A 23,873-nucleotide genomic window follows, 5' to 3' on the forward strand; every position below is an offset into this window, starting at 1 on the left:
CGGATCACCCGGAGAGCCACGCGGTGTAGCGTTCGGTGACCCGGTCGAAGTTCTGGCCCCACCAGACGGAGTCGGACCGCACGATGCTGTTCTTGCGCTCCGGCGCGTACGCGTTGAGCTGCTGCTGGTACTGGTCGAACTTCGGCTGGATGCTCTCCTTGATCGGCAGCACCGACGCCAGCTGCGCCATCTTGGCGGACTGCTCGTCCCCGGACGCGGACGCGATGAACTTCATCGCGTTCTCCTTGTTCTTGGAGCCCTTGGGGATCACCAGGTCGTCCCAGTTCACGATCGTCTTGTCCCAGACGGGCTTGAACGGGGCACCGGCCTTCAGCGCCTGGTAGGCGCGGGCGTTGAGCATCAGACCCATGTCGATCTGCTTGTCGACCATCATCTGCTGCATCTGCCCGTAGGTCTTCGCGAACGTGGTGACCGACTTGATCTGGTCGAGCTTCTTGAAGGCCCGGTCCAGGTCCAGCGGGTAGAGCTTGTCCTGCGGGACGCCGTCGCCCAGCAGCGCGGCCTCGAGGAGGCCGACCGAGATCTCCGGCGGGACGACCCGCTTGCCGGGGTACTTCTTCACGTCGAAGAAGTCGGCGATGCTGGTCGGCGGGTTGGAGCCGAACTTCTCCGTGCTGTACATGAAGATCGTGCTGTAGAAGAACGCGGGCACGCCGCAGTCGTTGACCGTCCCCGGCGGGAACTTGCTCTTGTCGATGATCGAGAAGTCGAGCTTCTCCAGGTACTTGCCGCAGTACTGCGCGGTCGCGGCGGCGCTGGTGTCGACGACGTCCCAGGTCACCTTCTTGGCCTCGACCATCGTCTTCATCTTGGCCTCGTCGACCGGGCCGTCGTTGCGGAACTTCACCCCGGTCTCGGCGGTGAACGGCTTCTGCCACGCCTCCGCCTGGTAGTCCTGGAACGGCGCGCCCGTCGAGACGAACGTCAGCGTGTTGCCTTTGTCATCGCTCGCGTTGCCGATGCTGCAGGCCGTGGCCGCCAGGGTCACGGCCAGGCCGGCGGCCGCGAATCTGGCCGTCCTGCCGGTCTTGCTTATGTTGAGCCGCACGATTTCCTCCGCAGGTCGTGTACGGGCCTCGCGTGTCCTGCCCCGTCAGGCCGCCGCGACGTGCTTGGTCAGGACACGGGCGAGCGTGTCCAGCTGTTGTTCGTCGATCACCAGTGGCGGTGAGAGGACGATGGTGTCGCCGGACGCCCGGACGATCACGCCGTCGGCGCGCGCGGCGGCCTGTACCCCGGCCGCGTTCGCGGCCGGGTCCAGTTCGACGCCGAGCATCATCCCGACGCCGCGCACCTCCAGGACGTGGTCCAGCCGTTCGAGCGGCTTCAGCGCGTCGAGCAGCCTGCGGCCGAGCCGGTCGGCCCGTCCCAGCAGCCCTTCGCGCTCCAGGATCCCTATGTTGGCCAGGGCCACCGCGGCGCCGACCGGGTGGCCGTTGTAGGTGAACCCGTGCAGGAACGAGGCGCCGTCGGCCAGGTCCAGCACGCGTTCGCCCGCGAGGACCGCGCCCATGGGGATATACCCGCTGGACAGGCCCTTAGCGGTGACGATGATGTCCGGTTCGATGCCGTAGCGCTCGCAGCCGAACCAGTGCCCGATCCGGCCGAACGCCGTGACGACCTCGTCCAGGATCAGCAGGATGTCGTGGCGGCGCAGCACCTCCTGCACCCGCGGCCAGTAGTCGGCCGGGGGCGGCACCATGCCGCCGACGCCGAGCACCGGCTCGCCGACGAACGCGGCGATCCTGTCGGCGCCGACGCGCTCGATCCGCTCCTCCAGCTCGGCGACCAGCGCGTCGGTGACGTCCGCGCCGCGCATGGCGTGCGGCTTGGCGAGGAACTCGATCCCCGGCATCAGCGGGCCGTAGCCCGCGCGCAGCCGGTCGATGCCGGTGGCGGCGAGCGAGCCGCCGCCCATCCCGTGGTAACCGCCGGTGCGCGCGAGGATCACGAAGCGCTCGGGCCGCCCGGCGTGGTGGTGGGCGAGCCGCGCCAGCTTGATCGCGGTCTCGTTGCCCTCCGACCCGCCGTTGGTGAAGAAGACCCTGCGCATGTTCGGGGGCGCCAGCTCCAGCAGGCGTTCGGCCAGCCGGATGGACGGCTCGTTGGAGTAGTCCCCGAAGGACGAGTAGAACTCCAGCTTCGCCATCTGCTCGGCGGCCGCCTCCGCGAGCTCCGGGCGGCCGTGGCCGACCGGGCACTGCCACAGGCCGCAGGTGCCGTCGATGTAGGGCTTGCCCTGGACGTCCCAGACCACGGCGCCCTCACCGCGGTCGAGGACCAGCGGCTCGGCCGGTGCCCCGATGACGCTGTGCGGGTGGATGATCGTCCTGGCGTCCAGGTCGGCGAGCCGCCGGGCGCGGTCGTCCTCCCGCCCGGTCATCGTCGTGGTCGCCTGCTGTTCGATCGCCATTGGTGTCGCCCTCAGAGTTTGATCGCCACGGACTTGGACTCCAGGTAGGCATCGATGCCCTCGCTGCCGCCCTCGCGCTCCAGACCGCTGTTCTTCATGCCGCCGAACGGCAGCTCGGGCCGGACGGGGAACGCCTCGTTCACCGCCACCACCCCGAAGCTCAGCCGGTCGACGGCCCGCCACACTCGGGCCAGCCCGGAACCGAACACGTAGGCGGCGAGGCCGTAGTCGGTGGCGTTGGCCCGCTCGATCGCCTCGTCGTCATCGTCGAAGGCGTAGAGGGGCAGGACGGGGCCGAACGTCTCCTCCGTGCTGATCAGCATGGTGTCGTCCGCGCCCGTCAGGACGGTCGGCTCGTAGAAGGCGCCGGTGAGCGCGGGGTCGCCCGGTACCCAGCGGCGCCCGCCGGCGGCCACCTCGGCGCCCCGCTTCACCGCGTCCACGACGTGCCGCTCGACCTTGTCCAGGCCGGCGAAGTCGATCAGCGGGCCGGTGGTGGTGCCCTCGGCGGCGCCGTGCCCGAGCCGCAGCGCCGCCACCTTCTCCAGGAGGAGGGCCAGGAACTCGTCGTGCACCGACCGGTGCACGAACAGCCGGTTGATCGCGATGCAGCTCTGCCCGGCGTTGGCGAACTTGGCGGCAGCGGCGGACGCCGCGGCGGCGGGCAGGTCGGCGTCGTCGAAGACGATGGCGGGGGAGTGGCCGCCCATCTCCAGGGACGTCCGGCGCAGGTGGTCGCGGGTGGAGGCGAGCAGGCTCAGCCCGACCTCGGTGGAGCCGGTGAAGCTGACCTTGCGCAGCCGGCGGTCGGCCAGCAGCGCGCCCGCCACCTCCGCCGGGCGGGTCGTGGTGAGCGACTGGAGGACCCCGGCGGGCAGCGCCCCGGCCTCGGCGATCAGCCGGACCAGCTCGGTGCCGACCAGCGGGGTCTGCTCCGCGGGCTTGACGATCACGGGGCAGCCGGCGGCGAGCGCGAGGCCGACCTTGCGGACGAGCATGCTCGCGGGGAAGTTCCAGGGCGTGATCGCCAGGGCCGGGCCGACCGGGGACCGCAGCACCATCCCGGGGCCGCCGGCGGCGTCCGGCGCCACCCGGCCGTTGGTCCGGCGCGCCTCCTCGGCGGCCCATTCGAGCATCCGGGCCGAGCCCAGGACCTCGCCCCGGGCCTCCCCGAGCGGCTTGCCGTTCTCGCTGGTCATCAGGGCCGCGAGGGCGTCGGCCTGGGTGCGGATCCGGCCCGCTCCGGCGCGCAGCGCGGCCGACCGCTCCTCGGCGGTCGTCCGGCGCCACGTCTCGGCGGCCGCGTCGGCGGCGGCGAGGGCGGCGAGCGCCTCCTGCGGCCCGGCGTCGGCGGCCTGGGCGACGACGGTGAGCGTCGCGGGATCCGTCACGTCGAAGGTCGCGGCTCCCGATTGCCACACCCCGTTGATGAGCAGTGTGGCTGACGGGTCTGCGGACATGTTGCGGACCTCCCTGTGCCTTCGGTTACGCCGACCGTAATCGATTTCGCGTCAGTCTCGTCCTTGGGTGTTGTATTTGTCAACACCTGACCAGAGGGAACGTGCCCGGTTCCGCGCGGTCTTACAGTGGGGGCATGAACGCCCTACCGTCCCGCTCAGCGGACCCCGCCGCCGAGGACTCCGAACTCATCCCCATCAGGGAGTTGCTGTCGTACCGGCTGCACCGGGTGGCGAACGCGCTCTCCCGCAGCGCCGCACTCCGCTACCGGCGGGAATTCGACGTCAGCCTGCAGGAGTGGCGGACCATCGCGCTCCTCGGGGCGGACGAGCCGCTGACCGTCAACCGGCTGGCCCGGCTGGCCGGACTGGACAAGGCCCAGATGAGCCGGGTCGCGACCAAGCTCGCGGCGGCCGGCCTGGTCGAGCGGGAGCCGGGGCCGGGCCGCACGACCCAGCTCACCCTGACCCGCAGCGGACAGTCCCTCTACCAGGGGCTCATCGCCGCCGCCAACGAGCGCAACAACGCCTTCCTCGTCTGCCTGACCCCTCTTGAGCAGGAAGTTCTCGACTCGGCGCTGCGCAAGCTCGCCACGCTGGCCAAGGCCCTGGAGCGCTCGGAGCGCTGATCCGGTCCCCGCCGCCGTGGGGCCGCGGTCGAGTCCGGGTGTTGATGTTGTCAACAGTAGGTTATATTCCTGCTGTGACGACCTGTTCGCCCTGACGACATCGACGCTCCCCTAGGAGGCGGACGCGCATGGCCGACCGCGCCACGATCTGCGAGTGCTTCGCCCGCGACGGGCTCCAGCACGAGACGGCCCACGTCCCGACGGATGTGAAGCTCGACCTGATCGGCTCCTTCGCCGACGCGGGTTTCGCGCGGATCGAAGCGACCAGCTACAGCCACCCCGAGCGCGTTCCGGCCTTCCGCGACGCGAGCGAGGTGCTCGCGGGGCTGCCCCGTCCCGCCGGCGTGGCGTACAAGGCTACCTGTCCGAATCCCCGGGCGGTGGAACGCGCCATCGCCGATCTCGACGCCGGGCACGGCGCCACCGAGCTGAGCCTGCTCGTGTCGGCCACCGAGTCGCACACGGAACGCAACATGCGCACCACGCGGGAACGCCAGTGGGAGCGGGTGACCGAAATGGTGCGGCTCGCCGCCGGGCGGTTCCGGCTCGTCGGCGTGATCTCCGTGGCGTTCGGCTGCCCCTTCGAGGGCGCGGTCGACCCCGGCGTGGTCGCGGCCGACGCGGCCCGGTTCGCCGATCTCGGCGTCGACATGATCACCCTCGGCGACACCACCGGCCTGGCGACGCCGTCCGCCGTCAGGGACATGTTCCGCCGGATCCCGGCGGGCGGGTCCGCGCCGCGGGTCGTCGCCCATTTCCACAACACCCGCGGCAGCGGGCTCGCGAACTGCGTCGCGGCGCTGGAGGCCGGCTGCCGCGACTTCGACAGCTCGCTCGGCGGCGTCGGCGGGCATCCCGCCCAGATCGAGTACGGCGGCGGCATGACCGGCAACGTCTGCACCGAGGACCTGGTGAACCTGCTGGAGTCCGAGGGCGTCGCGACCGGGCTCGACCTCGGCAAGGTCATGGCGGCGTCGGAGCGGTGCGAGCGGGCGCTCGGACGCCCCCTGCACAGCATGGTGGCCCGGGCCGGGTTCGGCCTGATCGGCGGAGAGGTGATACGGAATGCCTGAGTCCGAGTCCGAGGTGCTGATCGTCGAGGATCACGGCGCGGTCCGGGTGCTGCGGCTGAACCGTCCGGCCAAGCTCAACGCGCTCAACACGGAGCTGACCCGGGCCCTGTACGACGCGCTGCGCGCCGCCGACGCCGACGACGCGGTCCGCGCCGTCGTCCTCACCGGCGCGGGACGGGGCTTCTGCTCCGGCGCCGACCTGGGGGAGTTCGCCGATCTGACGCCCGCCGACCAGCACGCCGTCATCCGCCGCGCCGAGCTGACCACCCGCGCCCAGATGATGCTGCAGCAGCTCACCAAGCCGATCGTCTCGGTGGTGCGCGGCCCGGCCATGGGCGGCGGGGCGGGGCTCGCGATCGGCTGCGACATGATGGTCGCGGCCACGGACGCGAAGTTCGGCTACCCGGAGGTGCGGCACTCGATCGTCCCCGCGATCGTGATGACCGGGCTGCAGCGCAACCTCGGCCGCAAGCTCGCCTTCGAGCTGATCAGCACCGGACGCGTCCTGGACGCTCGGGAGCTGGCCGAGCTCGGCCTTGCCAACCGGGTCGCCGCCCCCGCGGACGCCGAGAAGGCCGGCCTGGAGATCGCGGCCGGCTGGGCCGAGGTGAGCCCTCTCGCCATGGCCGCCGCGAAGGACCTGTTCTACCGCGTCGCCGACCTCCCGTTCGCGGAGGCCATGCGAACCGGCGGCGACGTCAACACGATCATGCGCGGGTTCCGGGGGGCGGGCTCATGAGGCCCCTGGAGGGCGTCACCGTGGTGGACTTCAGCCGGGTCCTCGCCGGGCCGCTCGCCACCCAGATCCTCGCCGACCTCGGCGCCGAGGTGATCAAGATCGAGCGGCCGGGCGGCGGCGACGAGTCCCGGAGCTTCGAGCCGCGGCTGCCGGGCGGCGAGAGCGCCTACTTCTTCGCCTTCAACCGGGGCAAGCGGTCGGTCACGCTCAACCTGCGGACCCCGCGCGGGCAGGAGATCGCCCGCGGCCTGGCCGCCCGCGCCGACGTGCTGGTGGAGAACTTCATGCCCGGCACGATGGACAAGCACGGGCTCGGCTACGAGGCGCTGGAGGCGCTCAACCCGGGCCTGATCTACATCTCCAGCACCGGTTTCGGGCAGTCCGGGCCGTACGCCGACCGGAAGGGGTACGACACCGTCTTCCAGGCGCTGTCCGGGATCATGTCGCTGACCGGCCACCCGGACACGCCGCCCGCCAAGGTCGGCATCCCCGTCTCCGACATGACGTCCGGGCTGTGGATCGTCATCTCCGCCCTGACCGGGCTCATGGAGCGGCGCAACAGCGGGCGGGGCGGGCACGTCGACCTGGCGATGATGGACGTCCAGGCGAGCCTGCTGGCCCTCGCCGCCGCCCGGATCTTCGCGCTCGACGACGACCCCGGACGCACCGGCACGGCGCATCCGGGCCGCGTCCCGTCCGAGGCGTTCCGGTGCGCGGACGGCGGCTGGCTGCACATCAGCGGCAGCGACCAGCACTGGGCCCCCCTGTGCGGGGTGCTCGGCCTGCACGAGTTGGCCGCCGACCCGGCGCTCGCCTCGAACGAGGGCCGGCTCGCGCAGCGGGAGCGGGTGAAGGCCGAACTCGCCGCCGCCGTCGCCGGCTGGCCCCGGGACCAGCTGGCGGAGGCGCTGCGGGCGGTCGACGTCCCCGCGGGCGAGGTGAAGTCCGCGCGCGAGGCGCTCAGCGACCCGCACATCGACGCCCGGCGCATGGTCGGCCAGTTCGACCACCCCACCGAGGGCCGGTTCTCCGCCCTGCGGACGCCGCTGCGCCTCGACGAGACCGAATACCCCGAGCCGGGCGTCCCGCCGCTGCTCGGAGCCGACACCGACGCCGTGCTGTCCGGGCTGCTCGGACTGGACGAGGCCGAGCTGGCCCGGCTACGCGAAGAAGGGACCATCTAGCGGTGAGCGACGAAGATCCGGTGCTGGTGCACGAGGCCGACGGTGTCGCGCACGTCGTGCTCAACAGGCCGGAGGCGCGCAACGCGCTGAACCTCCCCATGTGCCACGGGCTGAGCGAGGCGTTCGCGCGCCTGGACGCCGACGACGGCGTCGGGGCCGTCCTGCTGCGGGCGGACGGGCCCGCGTTCTGCGCCGGGGCCGACCTCAAGGAGCGCGAGGGGCGCGACGAGGCGTGGGTGCGGCGCCGCCGCCTCGCCTCGTTCGCCGCGTACGAGGCCATCGAGCGGTGCTCGAAGCCCGTGGTCGCGCTGGTGCACGGCGCGGTCGTCGGCTCGGGCGGCGAGATCGCCATGTCGTGCGACTTCGTCGTCGCCGCCGACGACACCACGTTCCGTTTCCCCGAGCCGCATTGGGGCACGGTCGGTGCCACACAGCGGCTGCAGCGCGTCATCGGCAAGCGCCGCGCCAAGGAACTGCTGTTCACGGCCCGGACGATGGCGGTCGACGAGGCCGCGGCCGTGGGCCTGGTGGCTCGGACGGTCCCGGCCGCCGCGCTGCTGGCCACCGGCGAGGAGATCGGCGCGACGATCGCGAGCGCGCCCCGGCTGGCGATGTCGCTGACCAAGCAGGCGATCGACCTCGGCTCGGAGACCGACCTGCCCAAGGGGATCCGGATCGAGATGGCGGCGATCGAGCGCTGCCTCGCGGACGGCGGCTGGCGCGGCGGCGTCGAGGACTTCGCCACCGCCATGCGCGAGAGCCGGAGCCGGGCGGCGGCGCAGGAGGGGAGCTGACCGATGGGACCGACGGGATCGGCCGGATCGACGGGCTCGACGGGCTCGTACGGCGTGCTGGACGGGGTGTGCCCGCTGACCGTCCACGACGCGCTGCGCCGGGCGGCGGCCATCGGGCCGGACGTCGAGGCGGTCGTCGCCTCGCACGGCCGCATCACCTACGGCGCGCTGGACGCCGAGGTCGCCGCCGTCCGCGCCGCGCTGTCGGCGGCGGGCGTCCGGCGCGGCGACCATGTGGCCGTCTGCCTGGGCAACGGCCCGGAATGGGTCGCGCTCTTCCTGGCCATCGGGTCGCTGGGCGCGGTGACCGTCCCGATCAACACCCGGTGGCGCCCGCCGGAGATCGCCTACGCGCTGCGGCAGTCGCGGTCCTCGACGCTGTTCGTCGCCGACCGGTTCCTGAAAATCGACTTCATCGCCATGCTGCGGGAGATCTGCCCCGCCGTCGACGCCGAGCTGCCGGACGCCGCCCTGCCCGACCTGCGGTCCGTGGTCGTCCTCGGCTCGGACCTCCCCGCCGCCGCGCGATCCTGGGACGACTTCAAGGCGGGTGCGACGGGCCCGGTCGAGCCGTGCGGGACGCCTGACGACGTGCTGCTGATCCAGTACACGTCCGGGACGACGTCCCACCCGAAGGGCGTGCTGCTGACCCAGCTCAACATGTGCGGTGACGCGTTCTTCTCCGGCGAGCGGCTCGGGCTGCGCGCGGGCGACCGGTTCCACAGCGTCCGGCCCTTCTTCCACGCCGCCGGCAGCACCTTGACGGTCCTGGCCTGCGTCCAGCACGCCGCCACGGTGGTGACCATGGACCGGTTCGAGGCCGGGGAGGCGCTGCGGCTGATCGAGGAGGAGCGCTGCACCCACTTCTCCGGCAACGACACGATCGCCCTGATGCTGCTGAACCATCCGGACCGGTCCAGGCGGCGCCTCAGCCTGCGGGGCGCGTGGGCCGCCGCGTCGCCCGCCGTCGTCCGGCGGATCATCGACGAGCTCGGCGCGTCCGAGTGCGTTGTCGGCTACGGCCTGTCGGAGGCGTCGCCGAACGTGGCGCAGTCGGCGTGGTGGGAGCCCGAGGACGTCCGCGCGGGCGGCCGGATGCTGCCCGAGCCCGGCGTCGAGGTCCGCGTCCACGACCCCGGGACCGGGCGCGACCTCCCGGCCGGGGACGTCGGGGAGATCTTCGTCCGGGGCTGGAACGTGATGCGCGGCTACTACGCCATGCCCGAGGAGACCGCGGAGGCGCTGTCGCCGGACGGCTGGCTGCGCACCGGCGACCTCGGCAGGCTCGGCGCCGACGGCCGCCTCGAGTTCGTCGGGCGGGCCAAGGAGCTGATCCGCGTCGGCGGCGAGAACGTCGCGCCGACCGAGGTCGAGGACGTCCTGCACGGCCACCCCAAGATCAAGCAGGCGGCGGTGGTCGGCGTCCCCGACGAGCGCCTCATGGAGGTGCCGTTCGCGTTCGTCGTCCTCGCGGAGGGCTGCACGGCCGAGCCGGAGGAGATCATCGCCTGGACGCGCGAGCGGCTCGCCCGCTTCAAGGTGCCGCACCACGTCCGGGTGGTCACGGGCTTCGAGGAGTTCGGGATGACGGCCAGTTCCAAGGTGCAGAAGCGGCATCTCGCCGAGCACGCGCGGCGGCTTCTCGACTCGGTGGAGACGGGATGACCGGCGGCGCGCGCATAGAGACGGCCGTGACGCGGCTGCTGGGCTGCGACCTGCCGATCGTCCAGGCGGGGATGTCGTGGGCCTCGTCGAACTCGGCGCTGCCGCTCGCGGTGTCGAACGCGGGCGGGCTCGGGGTGATCGGCGCGGGCCCGATGCGGCTGCCCGACCTCGACCGGGCCGTCGCCGAGGTCGCGGCGGGCACCGACCGCCCCTACGCGGTGAACCTGCCGCTGTACCGCAAGGGCGCGGACGAGGTCATGGACCTGCTCGCGGCCAGGCGGATCCCGATCCTGATCGCGTCCCAGGGCGGCCCGCGACGCTACCTGCGGCGCTTCCAGGACCTCGGGACGATCTGCCTGCACGTCGTCGCCACCGAGGAGCACGCGGCCAAGGCGATCGACGCGGGCGTGGACGGCCTCATCGTCGTCGGCGCCGAGGCCGGCGGGCACCCGCCCGCCGGGCTCGTGTCCACGCTGGTCACGGTCAGGGCGGTGGCCCGGCGGTTCCCGGCGGCGCCGATCGTCGCCTCGGGCGGGTTCGCCGACGGGGCCGGGCTGGCCGCGGCGCTGTCCCTGGGCGCGGGCGCCGCGCAGTTCGGCACGAGGTTCATCGCCAGCGCCGAGTCGAACGTCCACCCCGCCTACAAGGAGGCCGTCCTCGCCGCCGGGACCGGCGACACCCGCACCGTCGGGCGCGGCCTCGGCATGATCCGCGTCCTCGCCAACGACTTCGCCGACCGCATGGCGGAGATGGAGAACGCCGGCACGGACCTGGAACGGCGCCGGGCCGCGTTCACCGCGTCCAGCCTGAGGCACGCGGCCGTCGACGGCGACGTCGCGGGCGGCAAGGTCGAGATGGGCCAGTCGGCCGGTCTGGTGGACGCCGTCCTGCCCGCCGCGCGGATCGTCCGGCTGCTCGTCGAGGAGTACGCCGCCACGCTCGGCCGGCTCCCCGAGGTGCGTCCCGCCGGCGACCGTCCCGTCCGGCCCGCCGCGGCGCCGCTCCCCGCCTGGTAGCTCCCCGTCACCCAGCTCCCGCCCGCCAGTTCCCGCCACCCACGAGCTCGGGGGAAAGTCAGCCGATATCAAGATCTGGGAGGTCTTGAGTGACGAGCAACGACGACAGAGCCGAGCGGGTAACGTCCGCTCCGAGAATCGGGCGCAGAGGACTGCTGGGAGGTGCCACGGTGCTGGCCGCCAGTGGCGCGGTGTTCGCCGGCGGCGGGGCGGCCGCCGCCGCGGGCGGGCCGGACCAGCCCCCACTCACGATCATCCCCGTTCCCGAGCAGGTCCCGGCCCGCGAGGGGTACGCACCCGTCCCCGGCGGGCGCCTCTGGTACTGGGACACCGGAGGCCGCGGGACACCGATCATCCTGATGCACCCCGGCAGCGGCAGCGGGGAGATCTGGCCCTACCAGCAGCCCTACTTCGCCAAGGCCGGATACCGCGTCATCGGCTTCTCCATGCGCGGCAAGTTCGGGTCGAGCGCACCGGACCCGGCCAACCCCGGAACCGGCGCGGACGACCTGCACTCGCTCGTCCAGTTCCTTGGCATCGACCGGTTCCACCTGGTCGGTGTGGCCTACGGCGGAGGAGTGGCGCTCGACTACGCGCTGACCCGTGAGGCGAGGCTGCTCAGCCTCTCCATCAGCGGCAGCCTGACCAGCGTGACGAACCCGGACTACGTCGCCATGCTGCGGCGGCTCCGGCCCACCGGCTTCAACGACATGCCGGCGTCCTTCATCGAGTTGGGGCCGTCCTACCGGGCGCTCAACCCGGAGGGGATGCACGCCTGGGAGGAGATCCACGACCGGGCCTCGACCAGCGACGTCGGGCAGCCCTACGCCACCAGCCCCACCTGGGCCGACGTGGAGCGGCTGAGGGTGCCCACCCTGCTGCTGTGGGGGGACGGCGACCTCTACAGCCCGCCGTCCGTGCAGCGGGTCATGGCGAGCCATTTCCGTAACGTGGAGACGTTCGTCGCCGACGAGTGCGGGCACGCGCCGCACTGGGAGCGGCCGGACGTCTACAACCCCACCCTGCGCAGGTTCCTGCGCAAGCATTCGCGGTAACGCCGAATGAGCGGCCGGGGAACCCGTCACGGGTTCCCCGGCCGCGCCGTTCAGAGCAGCCGGGGCATGACCTCGGCGGCGAGCCGCTCCATCTGCTCGGCGTCGTCGAACAGCGGGGTGAACAGGACCATCTCGGCGCCCGCGTCCATCACCTCGCGGACCCCGCGCACGCATTCGTCGGCGGAGCCGAAGACGGCGACGGAGAGCAGGTCGTCCCGCGCGTAGAACCGCCGCAGGGTGGCGGCCGTCCGCTCCCGCGCGCGGGCCGTGTCGTCGTCCACCCCGATGTAGATGCGCTTGGCGATCTGGAAGCCCGCCGCGTCGCGCCCCTGCTCCGCGAGCGCCTCCCGGACGGTCCGCACCTGGTCGGCGAACTGCGCGGTCGTGGCGGACCCCGCGCCGAAGAAGCCGTCGCCATGCCGGACGGCGCGCCGCAGCGCGTTCGGATGCCGGGCGCCGAACCAGAGCGGGGGATGGGGCTTCTGGAACGGCTTGGGCTCCATCGCGGCTCCGTCGAGCCGCCAGAAGCGCCCGTCGAAGGTGATGCTGGGACGCGTCCAGCACGCCTTCATCAGCTCCACCCCCTCGGTGAACCGGGCGACGCGGCTGTCCGGGTCGACGGCGAACGCCGCGAGCGCCGGACCGGCGTTGCCGACCCCGACGCCGACGTCCACGCGGCCCCGGCTGAGCTGGTCCAGCGTGCTGAGGCTCTTGGCCAGGTGGAGGGGATTGTGCAGGGTGCTGACGAACACCGCGCAGCCGAGCCGGATCCGCTCGGTGCACGCGGCGGCGTAGGTCATCGTTTCGAGGGGGCTCGACCGGGCCGCCGACCCCAGGACCTGCTCCTGCGTCCAGGCGCCGTCGAAGCCGAGCGCTTCGGCGCGCCGCAGGAAAGCGCGGAAGGCGGCCGGGTCGAACTCACCGTCGGGGAGGTCCTGCGGAATCGAGATCGCGAAGCGCATCCCGCCGATTCTAACGATCTTCCAGGCCCGTGACCAGGCCGGATGGCAGCCAGAGCCAGGACTTGGCGCGGCGGACCTCCTTGCAGCTCACCTGGAGCGGCCGGTAGCCGGAGAGGGTGGCGGGGCCGCCGCCGCGCAGCACGGCCTCGGTGTACAACGTGTCGGACGTGATCACTCCGAGGTCCGTGCCGGCGGCCTGGAGCGCGTCCTTGAATGAGCGCGCCTCAAGGAGCCGGAACAGGTGCATGGTGGCGGGACTGAAGACGCCGTAGGCGTCGCGTTCCACGTAGCCGTGGTGGACGGCCATGCGCAGCCGCAGCAGGGCGGCGTCGCCCGCGAACCGGTTGTGGCGGCGCAGGATGACCGCCAGGTGGTGCGCCAGCCGGTCGAGGCAGTGGACGGGATCGACGCCGGCGGGCGCGACGATCAAGGCCCCGTCGCCGCGGTCCTCGCGGGGCCAGTCCCGCCACGGCAGCCCCGCGACGGCGAACGCCTCGCCGAGCCGCTCGTACATCTCGCGCCGGACGCGCCGCTGGGACGCGGTGTCCCGGCAGCGCCGCCCGAAGCCGACGACGTCGACGGCGATCAGCGTCGTGCGCGCGCGGAAGGCGGAGAAAGGACCGGGCCGCATATCCTCCAATTGATCGTCGGCCCAGAATTCGATCAGTTCGGCGGGCGTCAGCTCGCTGATCGGGGCATTGCGCAGGACGCGTCCGGTGCGGGCGGCCCAGGTGGTGAACAACGACATCGCCAGCACCGTCGTGTCGGTGGACGACCAGCGGGGTTCCCCTGGTCGTCCGTGATCGCCCGGGGGGCGCATCGGCAGCGGCAGTGGCGGAGCGGCGTCCCGCAGCATGGTCATTTTCTCCTTCGCTCGAAGTGCGGGCACCACTGTGGCGGTGGGGCGCGGTTACGCGCGTGTGGGTGGGATGAGTTGGGATGCGGCTCAAAATTCTGATGTTTATCGCAATTGCCCTCTTTGTCCGTGTTTGCGGGGTGACGATAGGCCGGAATTCCCGATCCTGCCGCAAGTGGTCAATGTGTACCGTTATCCAGGACGATGGACGGAAGACGGATCATGATTCCGTCGTGGCTCACCGATCGGCGCCGAGCGGAAATGGATCATGGAATCGTCCAGTGATGACCCGGCGGTCGTTCTCGCGCGTTTCCTCGCGGGCCTCAACGACATCTGGATCAAGGCCGGGCCGCCGAGCTACGCGGAGGTGGAGGCGCTGTCGCGGAAGTTCGCCACTCCGGTGCAGGGACGCACGCTGCGGGTGGAGGAGCTCAAGCGGTCCACGCTCCAGCGGATCCTGTCGCGGAAAGGAAAGACGCTGCCCAAATGGCCGTGGGTGGCGTCCCTGGTGACCGTCCTGCGGGTGATCGCGTCCCAGAACGGGGTCGCCCCGGACGGTCTGGGCACGCTGGACGAGTGGAAGGCCAGGTACGAGGAGGCGTGGCGCCGGTTCCACGGACGTCCACGGGAGGAGCCGTCCTCCACCGGCGAACTCCCCGCGACCGGCGAGCTTTCCGCGACCGGAGAACGCCCCGCGACCGGCGAAATCCGGGATGGCGCGGCGGTGCGCGGGGAGCCGCGTGAGGCGGCGGCGTCAGGGGCGCCGTGGCGCGTCCCGCTGCCGGGCGTCCGGGATGTCCGGCCGGAGCCCCGCCGCCCCGGAAGCCGCTCGCCTGGCGGGCCGCAGGGGCATGGCCAGGTGATGGAGGAGCACGCCGGGCTGCACGCCCTGGCGCGGCGGTTCAAGACGGCGGGCTGGTGGCACCGGTACCGGGACGTGGTGCCCGGGTGGGCGGAGCTCTACCTGGACCTGGAGCGGGCGGCACGGCTGATCCAGGCGTATGAGATCCAATTCGTTCCCGGCCTGCTGCAAACGCCGGAATATGCCGAGGCGGTCATCCGCCTGGAACACGGCACGGCTCCCGAGGCGCAGATCAAGCGCCGTGTCGAATTGCGAATGCTGCGGCAGAAGAGGCTGCTGGGCCCCAACCCGCCGCGTTTGTGGGCCATCCTGGACGAGGCGATGCTGAGCCGCGAATACGGCGGTCCCGCCACGATGCGCGCTCAGCTGGAGTACCTGCTGAAGGTCTCCTGCCTGCCGAATGTCGGAATACAGGTGATGCCGCTGAGCAAAGGCGGGTACGCCGCGGCGGGCGGGCCGATCACCGCGCTTCGCTTCGCCGAGGAACGGCTGCCCGATGTGATCTATCTCGAACGTCTCGGCGGCGCCGATTACCCCACCGGACCCGCGGACATGCTGCATTTCGGCCAGGTACTCGACCGGCTCAGCATCGAGGCCGCAACTCCCGGCGAGACCCGTGACATGCTGCGCCGCCTTTGCTCCGAGAAGTGACCTGTGGAAAGTGGCGGTCCAGCGGGTTGCCACCCCGGCGCACCCTTGATTTCCTGGCCGCGGAATGGATTCCCGTGAGGCCCCCGCTTCCCCGCTTCCCCCGGTGAAGGCGGCGGGCCGCATCGATGGAGGCTGCGATGAGTTCCGGCGATGACTCGTTCTCCTGGCGCGAGGCCGAAAAGGATCTGCTGGCGGGGATCGACGCGTCCGTGCCGCACTCCGCCCGCATCTGGAACTACTGGATGGGCGGAAAGGACAACTATCCCATCGACCAGGAGGCCGGCGAGCAGTTCGCCGCGATCTATCCGGCCATCAAGGACATGGCCCGCGTCTCCCGGTACTTCATCTCCAGGGTCGTCCGCCACCTGGCCGGCGACGAGGGGATCCGGCAGTTCCTCGACATCGGCACCGGGCTGCCGAGCCACGACAACACCCACGAGGTCGCGCAGCGGGTGGCCCCCGAGTCCCGGATCGTCTACGTCGACAACGACCCGCTGGTCCTCGCCCATGCACGGGTCCTGCTGAGGAGCAACCACGTGGAGGGCACCGACTACATCGACGCCGATGTGAACGAGCCGGAGGCCATTCTCGACGTCGCCCGCACGAAACTCGACTTCGACCGTCCGATCGCCCTGATGCTGATGGGCGTCATGGGGCACGTCCCGATCACCGAGGACGACGGGCTCGCCCGTTCGATCATCGGCAGGCTCACGGCCGAACTGCCGCCGGAAAGTTTCCTGGCGGTCTACGACGGCACCGATACCGACCTCGCCTACGTGGAGGCCATCCGCCTTTACAACGAGGGCGGATCCGTCCCCTACCACCTGCGCAGCCCCGAGCAGATCACCCGTTTCCTCGACGGCCTGGAACCGGTCGATCCGGGCGTCGTGCAGATTCACCGGTGGCGTCCCGAACACAATCCGTTCGCCCCTTCGGCGGTCGTGGACGCCTGGGGCGGAGTGGCCAGGAAGACCGCATGAGCGGATCGGGTGCCGGCAGGACGCCGGCACCCGACCCGGGTCGAAGGTCAGCGGTTGTAGGGGGTGAGCTTGTCCCAGAAGTCGCAGTGGTGCTGACGCGCGATCTCGCGGGTCAGCTCACTGTCGCCGGCCGGGGCCAGGGACATGACGTCCGGGTTGCGGGTGGTGAACTTCGGCCACAGCGGCGCGCCCTTCACGGTGGGGCTGCCGGTGCGGGCGAAGCCCGTCCACTGGGCGGTGATCTGCGCGCCGAACGCCTGCTGGTTCGGGGTCAGCTGCGCGCCCGGTCTGGGCGACAGGAACTGGTTCAGCAGGACGTGGAACGCGCCGTTCGGCTTGGTCTGGTCGAGGAAGCTCGCGGGCGGGGCGTCCGCGTTGTCGGACTGGTAGGCGTACACGGTCATGTGGCGTGACATCCGCCGGTGGTTGAGCAGGGACGGGCAGACCGAGTTGGAGTCGGCGACGAGCGTCCGGTAGGCGATGAACGCCGAGGGGTCGGGGAACCGGTCGAGCGGGTACCGGGCGAACACCTGGGGGGCGTAGCGGCCGTACTGCTCCCGCACCATCCGCTGGTAGTCGGCGGGCGTGTTGGCGGAGGCCAGCTGGGTCTCGTCGCGGTCCACGCCGTGCATGAGCGTGACGTCGTTGACGCGGCCGGTGGCGAACGCCTTCGCCATCGACATGGTGAGGGTCTTGCCGTCGACGACCGGCGCGATCGTGCCCTGGTCGGGGCCCATCCCGTTGCCGGACTTGTCGAGCAGCGTCTTCACCGGCACCTGGCGCAGGCAGGCGGCGGTGTCGGCGGCGTCGCCGCAGCCGACGGCGGCCGCGAACCGCTCATTGATCCGGTGCGCCTCGTCCGCGGTGGGCAGTTCGGACTTGCAGTCCTGCGGCTGCCATGACGTGTTGGTGGTGCCGAGCAGCGAGTTGTATTCGCCGCTTTGCGCGATTCCCTTGTGGAAGAGTCCCTTCGCGGTGGGGGAAACGGCGTTGGCGCAGACGCTCGACCCGCCGGCGGACGCCCCGAAAATGGTCACGTTGCCCGGATCGCCGCCGAATTTGGTGATGTTCCGCTGCACCCAGCGAAGCGCGGCCTGCTGGTCCTGGAACGCGTAGTTGCCCGAGTTGCGGCCGAGGTCCTTGTGCGCCATGAATCCGAAGATGCCCAGCCGGTAATGCAGCTCCACGGAGATGACGTTCCCGGACCGGACGAGATGGCTTCCGTCGGCGGGGGTGCCGAACCTGAATCCGCCGCCGTGGATCTGGACCATGACCGGCAGCCGCTTGGAACCGGCGTTCTCCGGAGCCCTGACGTTCAGGTTCAGGCAGTCCTCGTTGGTCGACCCGGCGCCGAGACCGTCCGCCTGCGGGCAGTTGGTGCCCCGCTCGGTGGCCGGGAACGTCGAGGTCCAGGCGGGTGCGGGCGCGGGCGGCGCCCAGCGCAGGTCGCCGACCGGCGCGGCGGCGTACCGGATTCCGAGCCAGGACGCGACGCCGTTGGAGACCGTCCCGCACACGGGTCCCTTGTCGGTGTCGACGGTGGTGCCCGGCGCGCATTCGGCCGCCTCGGCCGTTTTGGACAGTGTCGAGGACGCGGGGGAGGTGCGGGCCGCGGACGGCGGGGCGGTGAACATCATCGCCGCCGCCGCGGCCGCGAGAATCGCGAACCATCGGAGTTTCTTCGGCTCCATGCCGACCTTCTCTCTCGCGCGGGGGAATGGGCGGCGCCGTCAAGGGAATGGGGGCGCCATGGTCGCGGGAAGTCGGCCACGCCACCGGGAAAACGGCAATGTGCCGGACGCTCTCCTGTCCGGAAGGGTGGCGTGACGAGCGGGGTACGGATCTGTCTCTGGGGCCGACGAGGGCAGAAGCGCCTTTACTTCCGCCGGATGAGATGCGCGCGCATCATGATCGCAGATGGATCGAAGATTAAATTGGTGTTTTGAAACCGGATAGAGTCCGGTGCCGCCGTGTTCGGCCAGCGGCCACCTGCGAGCGGCGACCGGCGTCGTGGATCGATGAGCGGTCGGATCTCTGCGACGGGCGGTCGTTCGGGGTCGAATCTCCGCTTCCGGCCGCCGCTCATCCGGCAGATCAGGACAATCCACGCAAATCGCACGGTTCATCGTGCGTTCCCGACCGCTCGCCGCAGCCGCCCCCGATGCTCGACGCGCCTGGCCGGCTGTTCGCCGCAGCCGCCGTCCCGCCCTCCTGACCAGGTCACGTGATCATGTGATGCTCCGCCCGACGACGTCGAGTGATCGACCGAAGGGATGCGGGGATGAGATCAAGACGGCGTATCAGACGTGTCGGCGGAGCGGCCGGAGCGGGCCCGGGCCGGAAGCTGTCCCTCGGGGCGGCGGTCGTGGTGCTGGCCGGCGCGGCGGCCGCCCCCGGCGCCAGCGCGGCCGGCGGCACGGCGGCGGCGGGCGAGAAGTGCGAGTTCACCGTCCAGAAGGACGTCCCCACCACCATGCGGGACGGCACGGTCCTGCGCTCCAACGTGTTCACCCCGAAGGGGAAGGAGAGCTCCCCGGTCATCCTGATACGGCTGCCCTACAACAAGGAGCGCGCGGAGAACATCTTCTACGCCGACCCCGACTTCTACGCGGCCGCGTGCTACATGGTCGTCGCGCAGGACGTCCGCGGGCAGTACAAGTCGGACGGCACCTTCTACCCCTACCGCGACGAGGCCACCGACGGCTACGACACCATCGAGTGGGCGGCGCGGCTGCCGCACTCGAACGGCAAGGTCGGCATGTACGGCTTCTCCTATCCGGGGCTGACGCAGTGGCTTCCGGCGACGCTCCGTCCGCCGCACCTGGTCACCATCGTCCCGGCGTTCACCTCGTCCGACGCCTACGACGGGTGGACGTACGAGGGCGGCGCGATGTACCAGTCGTTCACCCAGGACTGGCCGCTGTTCTCGCTGGCCAACAGCGCGGTCGACCGCCTGCCCGACGGGGCGAAGCTGAGCGCTGAGATGAGCCAGGCGTCCCGGGACCTGTTCCGGAAGTGGTACTGGTCCCTGCCGCTGAACAAGTTCCCGCCGTTGTACCCCGAGGACGAGCGCGTCGCGCCCTACTACTACGACTGGGTCAAGCACCCCAGCAACGACGCCTACTGGAAGCGGTGGAGCATCCGCGACCGGTACCCGCAGGTCACGGTCCCGGCGCTGAACTACGGAGGCTGGTACGACATCTTCCTCAACGGGACGGTCGAGAACTTCGCGGGGATGCGCGCCAAGGGCGGGTCCCCGGCGGCCCGGGAGGGCGCGAAGATGCTCATCGGCCCGTGGGGCCACGGAAGCTCGGGCCGCAGGGCGGGCGCGATGGACTTCGGGCCGGACGCCGTCGTCTCGATCGAGGAGGTCCAGCTCCGCTGGTTCGACCACTGGCTGAAGGGCGAGCGCAACGGCGTGGACAAGGACCCCGCCGTGAAGATCTTCGTGATGGGCGCGAACAAGTGGCGCACGGCGGACGCCTGGCCGATCCCCGGCACCGCGTACACCACGTACTACCTGCACAGCAACGGTGACGCGAACACGCTGACCGGCGGCGGCACGCTCAGCACCGGGCGGCCGGCGAAGGAGGCGGCCGACCGCTACCGGTACGACCCGGAGAACCCGGTGCCGAGCTTCGGCGGACGGTTCCAGAGCTCGGTGCCCGGCGGCGTCCAGGACCAGCGGCTCATCGAGCAGCGGCGCGACGTCCTCGTCTACAGCACGCCGCCGCTGGAGAAGGACACCGAGGTCACCGGCCCGATCTCGGTGAAGCTGTACGCGTCGTCCTCGGCGCGCGACACCGACTGGACGGCGAAGCTCACCGACGTCCACCCGGACGGCGGCTCGATGATGATCCGGGACGGGATCCAGCGGGCCCGGTACCGGGTGTCCCTGGAGCGCCCGTCGCTGATCCGTCCCGGGAAGGTGTACGAGTACACGATCAAGCTGTGGCCCACCAGCAACGTGTTCAAGGCGGGCCACCGCATCCGCCTGGAGATCTCCAGCAGCAACTTCCCGATGTTCGACCGCAACCCGAACACCGGGAAGACGTTCGGCACCGACACCAGGACGAGGGTCGCCGATCAGACGATCTTCCACGACGCCGAGCACCCGTCCTCGATCACGCTTCCGATCATGCCGAAGCCCGTCGGCTGACCCCTTCCGGACGGTGTCCGGGCGCGCCGGACCCTCGGCGGGCCCGGACACCGTTCATTTTAGAAATATTTTGATCGACAGTACTTAGGGCCCGAACGACCGCGCCGTCGACCACCGTCCCGCGAGGACCGGACGCCCGTTCCCCGCTCGCGCGGACCGGCCGCGGCGGGCGCTCGCACACGGCTCGCGAGGGCCGCCGACATCTCATAACAGGACGTCATCAGACGGCTCCGGCCCGCACTCCGTGACCCGGGCCGCGGCCGCGGTGCCGAATCCGCGCCGCGACCCGGTTTGGCGCCCTCGGATCGGGAAGACCCACATCACGTCATTGACGGATGCTTCCGGAAGAAATACTTTCTTCAGAAAGTAAGCATTCTGGGCAGCCGGGAGGCCCGTCATGGTGACCTATCAATACCGCTGCGCGCGCTGCGGCCCCTTCGACCTCGCGCTGCCGATGGGCCGGGCACGCCCCGAGGAGCGCTGCGCCAAGTGCGACGGCGACGCCCGCCGCGTGTACACCGCCCCGTCGCTCACCCGTCCGGGCGCCTCGCTCACGCGGGCGCTGGACGCCCAGGAGGCCAGCCGGCACGAGCCGCAGGTGGTGACGGCGCCCCGGGCGGAGCGCCGGCCGGCCCCGCCGTCCGATCCGCGCCACGCGCTGCTACCACGGCCCTAGGGGGATCTCATGGCAAGCGTGGGTCTGCTGTACGTCGGCGCCGTCCTCTTCGTCAACGCGGTGATGCTGCTCGGACGCGTCGAGCCGCGCGCCGCCGCGATCATGAACCTGTTCGTCGGCGCGATGCAGGTCGTGTTCCCGACGATCCTGCTGGTCCAGGCGGGCACCGACACCGCGGCGATCAGCTTCGCGGCCGGCATCTACCTGTTCGGCTTCACCTACCTGTACGTCGGCATCGGCACCCTGGCCGGCATCGACTCCACCGGCGTCGGCTGGTTCTCGCTGTTCGTGTCCTTCTCGGCGATCGTCTTCTCGGCGGTGAACTTCTTCGACGTCAAGGACTACCCGTTCGGGGTCATCTGGCTCTCGTGGTCCTTCCTGTGGTTCCTGTTCTTCCTCCTCCTGGGGCTGAAGCGGGCGGAGCTGAACGACTACACCGGATGGGTGACCCTCGCCAACGCGCTGGGCACGACGACGCTGCCCGCGTTCCTGCTGCTGACCGACAACTACTCGAGCGCGGGCAAGTACGCCGTGATCTGGGCTGTCTGCACCGTCGTCATCGTCGTCGCGCTGTGGCCGCTGACCCGGCGCACGGGAGCGGCCGCCCCGGCCGAACCGGCGGGCCCCGCCTGAGCCGCGACCGCCGATCCGCAAAAAGATCCTCAAAGTTCAACGCAACAACTCTGGGAGGGCATTCATGCCAGAAGTCGTGTTCAGCGTCGACCAGGCCCGGTCGATGCGCGACCAGAACGTTCCCGGCCACAACCGGTGGCACCCGGACATCCCCGCGGCGGCGACCGTCCGTCCAGGGTCGGAGTTCCGCGTGGAATGCCGGGAGTGGACGGACGGCCAGATCGGCAACAACGACTCCGCGAACGACGTGCGCGACGTCGACCTGCAGCCCTGCCACATGCTGAGCGGGCCCATCGCCGTCGAGGGCGCCGAGCCCGGGGACCTGCTCGTGGTCGACATCCTCGACCTCGGTCCCGTCCCGCAGGAGACCGGCCCGAAGCCCGGGCAGGGCTGGGGCTACACGGGCATCTTCGCCAAGCAGAACGGTGGCGGCTTCCTGACCGACTACTACCCCGACGCCTACAAGGCCATCTGGGACTTCCACGGCCAGCAGGCCACCTCGCGGCACATCCCCGGGGTCAGGTTCACCGGGATCACGCACCCCGGCCTGTTCGGCACGGCGCCGTCCGCGGACCTGCTGGCCAGGTGGAACGCCCGCGAGCAGGCGCTCATCGACACCGACCCGACGCGCGTGCCGCCGCTCGCGCTGCCGCCCCTCCCGGCCGGGACGCTCGCCGGCCCGCTCACCGGGGACGCGCTGGCCCAGGTCGCCGCCGAGGGCGCCCGCACCGTCCCGCCGCGAGAGAACGGCGGCAACCACGACATCAAGAACTTCACCCGCGGCGCGCGCGTGTTCTACCCGGTGCACGTGGCCGGCGGCCTGCTGTCCGGCGGCGACCTGCACTTCAGCCAGGGTGACGGGGAGATCACCTTCTGCGGCGCCATCGAGATGGGCGGCTTCATCGACTTCCACGTCGACCTCATCAAGGGCGGCATGGAGAAGTACGGCGTGACGACCAACCCGATCTTCATGCCCGGCAACGTCGAGCCGCGCTACTCGGAGTTCGTGTCGTTCATCGGCATCTCGGTGGACCACGACACCAACACCAACTACTACAACGACGCCACCATCGCGTACCGCAACGCCTGCCTGAACGCCATCGAGTACCTCAAGACGTTCGGCTACAGCGGCGAGCAGGCGTACCTGCTGCTCGGCGCCGCGCCGATCGAGGGCCGGGTCAGCGGCGTGGTCGACATCCCGAACGCCTGCTGCTCGCTCTACCTGCCGACCGAGATCTTCGACTTCGACATCCGCCCGACGGCCGATGGCCCGCGCCGCGCCGACCGCGGCCGGTGCGCCGTCTCGTCCTGACACCGCGAACGCAGGGCGGCCCGCGATGGTCGCCGCCCTGAGCGCCGTGGCGGCCCGGCCACACTCGCCGCAAGGCGACCGGGCCGCCACGGCGCGGTACCCCTTCACGCTCCGGGGCTATAGTCCACCGCTGGACGAGAGCCGCGAGCGAAGGGCGGAACACCCATGCCGGACGAGCCAGACCTGCGGACGGACCGTCCGCACTCCGCCCGGGTCTACAACTACATCGTCGGCGGCTCGGTGAACTTCCCCGCCGACCGCGAGACCGCCGCGAAGGCGCTGGAGGGCTGGCCGGGGCTGCGCACCTCGATGCTCGCCAACCGCGCCTGCATGCGGCGGATGGCCCGCCACTTCGCGGGCCTCGGCGTCCGGCAGTTCCTCGACGTCGGCGCCGGCATCCCGGCCTCGCCGAACCTGCACGAGGTCGTCCAGGAGACGGCGCCCGACGCGCGCGTCCTCTACGTCGACAACGACCCGGTCGTCCTCGCCCACGCGCGTGCGCTGCTGACGAGCACGCCCGAGGGCCGCACCGCCTACGTCCAGGCCGACATGCGCTCGCCGGACGCGCTGTTCGGCGATCCCGTCCTCCACGAGACCCTCGACCTCACCCGTCCGGTCGCCCTCACCGTGATCGCGATGCTCCAGTTCGTCGAGGACGCCCAGACCCTGGTGGACGCGCTCGTCGCCCCCCTCGCCCCCGGCAGCCACGTCGCCCTCACCGTCCCCACCGGCGACC

21 protein-coding genes are annotated in these 23,873 nt (G+C 71.2%); 15 read left to right on the top strand and 6 right to left on the bottom strand.

All coding sequences use genetic code 11. From position 1 onward, the window contains the following. Nucleotides 1-4: 4 nt before the first annotated feature. From ETD83_RS11640 to ETD83_RS11650, 3 genes are read right to left on the bottom strand one after another with little or no spacing between them, the layout of a single operon-like run. Complete coding sequence (locus ETD83_RS11640) at nt 5-1,069, bottom strand: polyamine ABC transporter substrate-binding protein (protein WP_171064151.1); 1,065 nt, start codon at nt 1,067-1,069, stop codon at nt 5-7. Nucleotides 1,070-1,114: 45 nt separating this feature from the next. Then, a complete protein-coding gene (locus tag ETD83_RS11645; protein ID WP_230420838.1) occupies nt 1,115-2,434 on the bottom strand; it encodes an aminotransferase family protein in 1,320 nt (439 codons plus the stop codon). Nucleotides 2,435-2,445: 11 nt separating this feature from the next. Then, nucleotides 2,446-3,894, bottom strand: coding sequence for an NAD-dependent succinate-semialdehyde dehydrogenase (locus ETD83_RS11650; protein ID WP_138645100.1), 1,449 nt, complete (start codon nt 3,892-3,894; stop codon nt 2,446-2,448). Nucleotides 3,895-4,028: 134 nt separating this feature from the next. Here ETD83_RS11650 and ETD83_RS11655 point away from each other — a divergent pair, with 134 nt between their 5' ends. The 8 genes from ETD83_RS11655 (at nt 4,029) to ETD83_RS11690 (ending at nt 12,046) form a co-directional block, all read left to right on the top strand. After that, entirely contained in the window at nt 4,029-4,520 is a 492-nt protein-coding gene (locus tag ETD83_RS11655; protein ID WP_138645101.1) for a MarR family winged helix-turn-helix transcriptional regulator, read from the top strand. A 128-nt stretch (nt 4,521-4,648) separates the two neighbouring features. Beyond that, nucleotides 4,649-5,593 (top strand): hydroxymethylglutaryl-CoA lyase, encoded by a 945-nt coding sequence (locus ETD83_RS11660; RefSeq protein WP_138645102.1) that lies wholly within the window; start codon nt 4,649-4,651, stop codon nt 5,591-5,593. Continuing rightward, nucleotides 5,586-6,332 carry an enoyl-CoA hydratase/isomerase family protein gene (locus ETD83_RS11665; protein ID WP_138645103.1) on the top strand — a complete coding sequence of 249 codons (747 nt, stop codon included), beginning with the start codon at nt 5,586-5,588 and terminating at the stop codon, nt 6,330-6,332. Before ETD83_RS11660 ends, ETD83_RS11665 begins: the two co-directional genes overlap by 8 nt. Continuing rightward, nucleotides 6,329-7,516 (top strand): CaiB/BaiF CoA transferase family protein, encoded by a 1,188-nt coding sequence (locus tag ETD83_RS11670; protein WP_138645104.1) that lies wholly within the window; start codon nt 6,329-6,331, stop codon nt 7,514-7,516. Before ETD83_RS11665 ends, ETD83_RS11670 begins: the two co-directional genes overlap by 4 nt. Before the next feature lie 2 nt (nt 7,517-7,518). Further along, a complete protein-coding gene (locus tag ETD83_RS11675) occupies nt 7,519-8,310 on the top strand; it encodes an enoyl-CoA hydratase/isomerase family protein (RefSeq protein WP_138645106.1) in 792 nt (263 codons plus the stop codon). Between the two features lie 3 nt (nt 8,311-8,313). After that, on the top strand, nt 8,314-9,975 hold the full coding sequence (locus ETD83_RS11680) for an AMP-binding protein (protein WP_138645107.1): 1,662 nt from the start codon (nt 8,314-8,316) through the stop codon (nt 9,973-9,975). Further along, entirely contained in the window at nt 9,972-10,991 is a 1,020-nt protein-coding gene (locus ETD83_RS11685) for an NAD(P)H-dependent flavin oxidoreductase (RefSeq protein WP_138645108.1), read from the top strand. The genes ETD83_RS11680 and ETD83_RS11685 overlap by 4 nt, the downstream gene beginning before the upstream one ends. A gap of 170 nt (nt 10,992-11,161) precedes the next feature. Beyond that, nucleotides 11,162-12,046, top strand: a complete 885-nt coding sequence (locus tag ETD83_RS11690) for an alpha/beta fold hydrolase (RefSeq protein ID WP_205717599.1) — start codon at nt 11,162-11,164, stop codon at nt 12,044-12,046. A gap of 50 nt (nt 12,047-12,096) precedes the next feature. Here ETD83_RS11690 and ETD83_RS11695 read toward each other — a convergent pair whose 3' ends face one another. Together ETD83_RS11695 and ETD83_RS11700 are read right to left on the bottom strand one after the other, a co-directional pair. Beyond that, nucleotides 12,097-13,008, bottom strand: coding sequence for an LLM class flavin-dependent oxidoreductase (locus tag ETD83_RS11695; RefSeq protein ID WP_138645110.1), 912 nt, complete (start codon nt 13,006-13,008; stop codon nt 12,097-12,099). 10 nt (nt 13,009-13,018) lie between these two features. Beyond that, complete coding sequence (locus tag ETD83_RS11700; RefSeq protein ID WP_138645111.1) at nt 13,019-13,870, bottom strand: hypothetical protein; 852 nt, start codon at nt 13,868-13,870, stop codon at nt 13,019-13,021. A gap of 262 nt (nt 13,871-14,132) precedes the next feature. On the opposite strand from ETD83_RS11700, the gene ETD83_RS11705 reads away from it, so the two are divergent. Both ETD83_RS11705 and ETD83_RS11710 read left to right on the top strand, forming a co-directional pair. Then, complete coding sequence (locus ETD83_RS11705) at nt 14,133-15,377, top strand: DUF5753 domain-containing protein (protein ID WP_138645112.1); 1,245 nt, start codon at nt 14,133-14,135, stop codon at nt 15,375-15,377. Between the two features lie 137 nt (nt 15,378-15,514). Beyond that, entirely contained in the window at nt 15,515-16,357 is an 843-nt protein-coding gene (locus ETD83_RS11710; protein WP_138645113.1) for an SAM-dependent methyltransferase, read from the top strand. A gap of 47 nt (nt 16,358-16,404) precedes the next feature. Here the strand turns inward: ETD83_RS11710 and ETD83_RS11715 are convergent, their stop codons facing one another. Then, entirely contained in the window at nt 16,405-18,048 is a 1,644-nt protein-coding gene (locus ETD83_RS11715) for a carboxylesterase/lipase family protein (RefSeq protein WP_138645114.1), read from the bottom strand. Between the two features lie 590 nt (nt 18,049-18,638). Here ETD83_RS11715 and ETD83_RS11720 point away from each other — a divergent pair. The 5 genes from ETD83_RS11720 to ETD83_RS11740 form a co-directional block, all read left to right on the top strand. Further along, on the top strand, nt 18,639-20,516 hold the full coding sequence (locus tag ETD83_RS11720) for a CocE/NonD family hydrolase (protein WP_138645115.1): 1,878 nt from the start codon (nt 18,639-18,641) through the stop codon (nt 20,514-20,516). A 397-nt stretch (nt 20,517-20,913) separates the two neighbouring features. Beyond that, nucleotides 20,914-21,192 carry a zinc ribbon domain-containing protein gene (locus tag ETD83_RS11725; RefSeq protein WP_138645116.1) on the top strand — a complete coding sequence of 93 codons (279 nt, stop codon included), beginning with the start codon at nt 20,914-20,916 and terminating at the stop codon, nt 21,190-21,192. 9 nt (nt 21,193-21,201) lie between these two features. Next, nucleotides 21,202-21,825: an AmiS/UreI family transporter gene (locus ETD83_RS11730; protein WP_138645117.1), complete on the top strand. Its 624-nt coding sequence runs from the start codon at nt 21,202-21,204 to the stop codon at nt 21,823-21,825. 64 nt (nt 21,826-21,889) lie between these two features. Continuing rightward, nucleotides 21,890-23,137, top strand: coding sequence for a formamidase (gene fmdA, locus ETD83_RS11735; protein ID WP_138645118.1), 1,248 nt, complete (start codon nt 21,890-21,892; stop codon nt 23,135-23,137). A 165-nt stretch (nt 23,138-23,302) separates the two neighbouring features. Beyond that, a partial coding sequence (locus tag ETD83_RS11740) for an SAM-dependent methyltransferase (protein WP_138645119.1) occupies nt 23,303-23,873 on the top strand: 571 nt, incomplete at its 3' end.

Source organism: Actinomadura soli, assembly GCF_005889715.1.
GTDB lineage: Bacteria > Actinomycetota > Actinomycetes > Streptosporangiales > Streptosporangiaceae > Spirillospora > Spirillospora soli.

Bases quoted from the DNA above. Each gene is read 5' to 3' on its own strand.
- ETD83_RS11645 (WP_230420838.1), bottom strand. From the start codon at position 2,434: ATGGCGATCGAACAGCAGGCGACCACGACGATGACCGGGCGGGAGGAC.
- ETD83_RS11650 (WP_138645100.1), bottom strand. From the start codon at position 3,894: ATGTCCGCAGACCCGTCAGCCACACTGCTCATCAACGGGGTGTGGCAA.
- ETD83_RS11655 (WP_138645101.1), top strand. From the start codon at position 4,029: ATGAACGCCCTACCGTCCCGCTCAGCGGACCCCGCCGCCGAGGACTCC.
- ETD83_RS11660 (WP_138645102.1), top strand. From the start codon at position 4,649: ATGGCCGACCGCGCCACGATCTGCGAGTGCTTCGCCCGCGACGGGCTC.
- ETD83_RS11665 (WP_138645103.1), top strand. From the start codon at position 5,586: ATGCCTGAGTCCGAGTCCGAGGTGCTGATCGTCGAGGATCACGGCGCG.
- ETD83_RS11670 (WP_138645104.1), top strand. From the start codon at position 6,329: ATGAGGCCCCTGGAGGGCGTCACCGTGGTGGACTTCAGCCGGGTCCTC.
- ETD83_RS11680 (WP_138645107.1), top strand. From the start codon at position 8,314: ATGGGACCGACGGGATCGGCCGGATCGACGGGCTCGACGGGCTCGTAC.
- ETD83_RS11685 (WP_138645108.1), top strand. From the start codon at position 9,972: ATGACCGGCGGCGCGCGCATAGAGACGGCCGTGACGCGGCTGCTGGGC.
- ETD83_RS11695 (WP_138645110.1), bottom strand. From the start codon at position 13,008: ATGCGCTTCGCGATCTCGATTCCGCAGGACCTCCCCGACGGTGAGTTC.
- ETD83_RS11700 (WP_138645111.1), bottom strand. From the start codon at position 13,870: ATGACCATGCTGCGGGACGCCGCTCCGCCACTGCCGCTGCCGATGCGC.
- ETD83_RS11705 (WP_138645112.1), top strand. From the start codon at position 14,133: ATGGAATCGTCCAGTGATGACCCGGCGGTCGTTCTCGCGCGTTTCCTC.
- ETD83_RS11710 (WP_138645113.1), top strand. From the start codon at position 15,515: ATGAGTTCCGGCGATGACTCGTTCTCCTGGCGCGAGGCCGAAAAGGAT.
- ETD83_RS11715 (WP_138645114.1), bottom strand. From the start codon at position 18,048: ATGGAGCCGAAGAAACTCCGATGGTTCGCGATTCTCGCGGCCGCGGCG.
- ETD83_RS11720 (WP_138645115.1), top strand. From the start codon at position 18,639: ATGAGATCAAGACGGCGTATCAGACGTGTCGGCGGAGCGGCCGGAGCG.
- ETD83_RS11725 (WP_138645116.1), top strand. From the start codon at position 20,914: ATGGTGACCTATCAATACCGCTGCGCGCGCTGCGGCCCCTTCGACCTC.
- ETD83_RS11730 (WP_138645117.1), top strand. From the start codon at position 21,202: ATGGCAAGCGTGGGTCTGCTGTACGTCGGCGCCGTCCTCTTCGTCAAC.
- fmdA (WP_138645118.1), top strand. From the start codon at position 21,890: ATGCCAGAAGTCGTGTTCAGCGTCGACCAGGCCCGGTCGATGCGCGAC.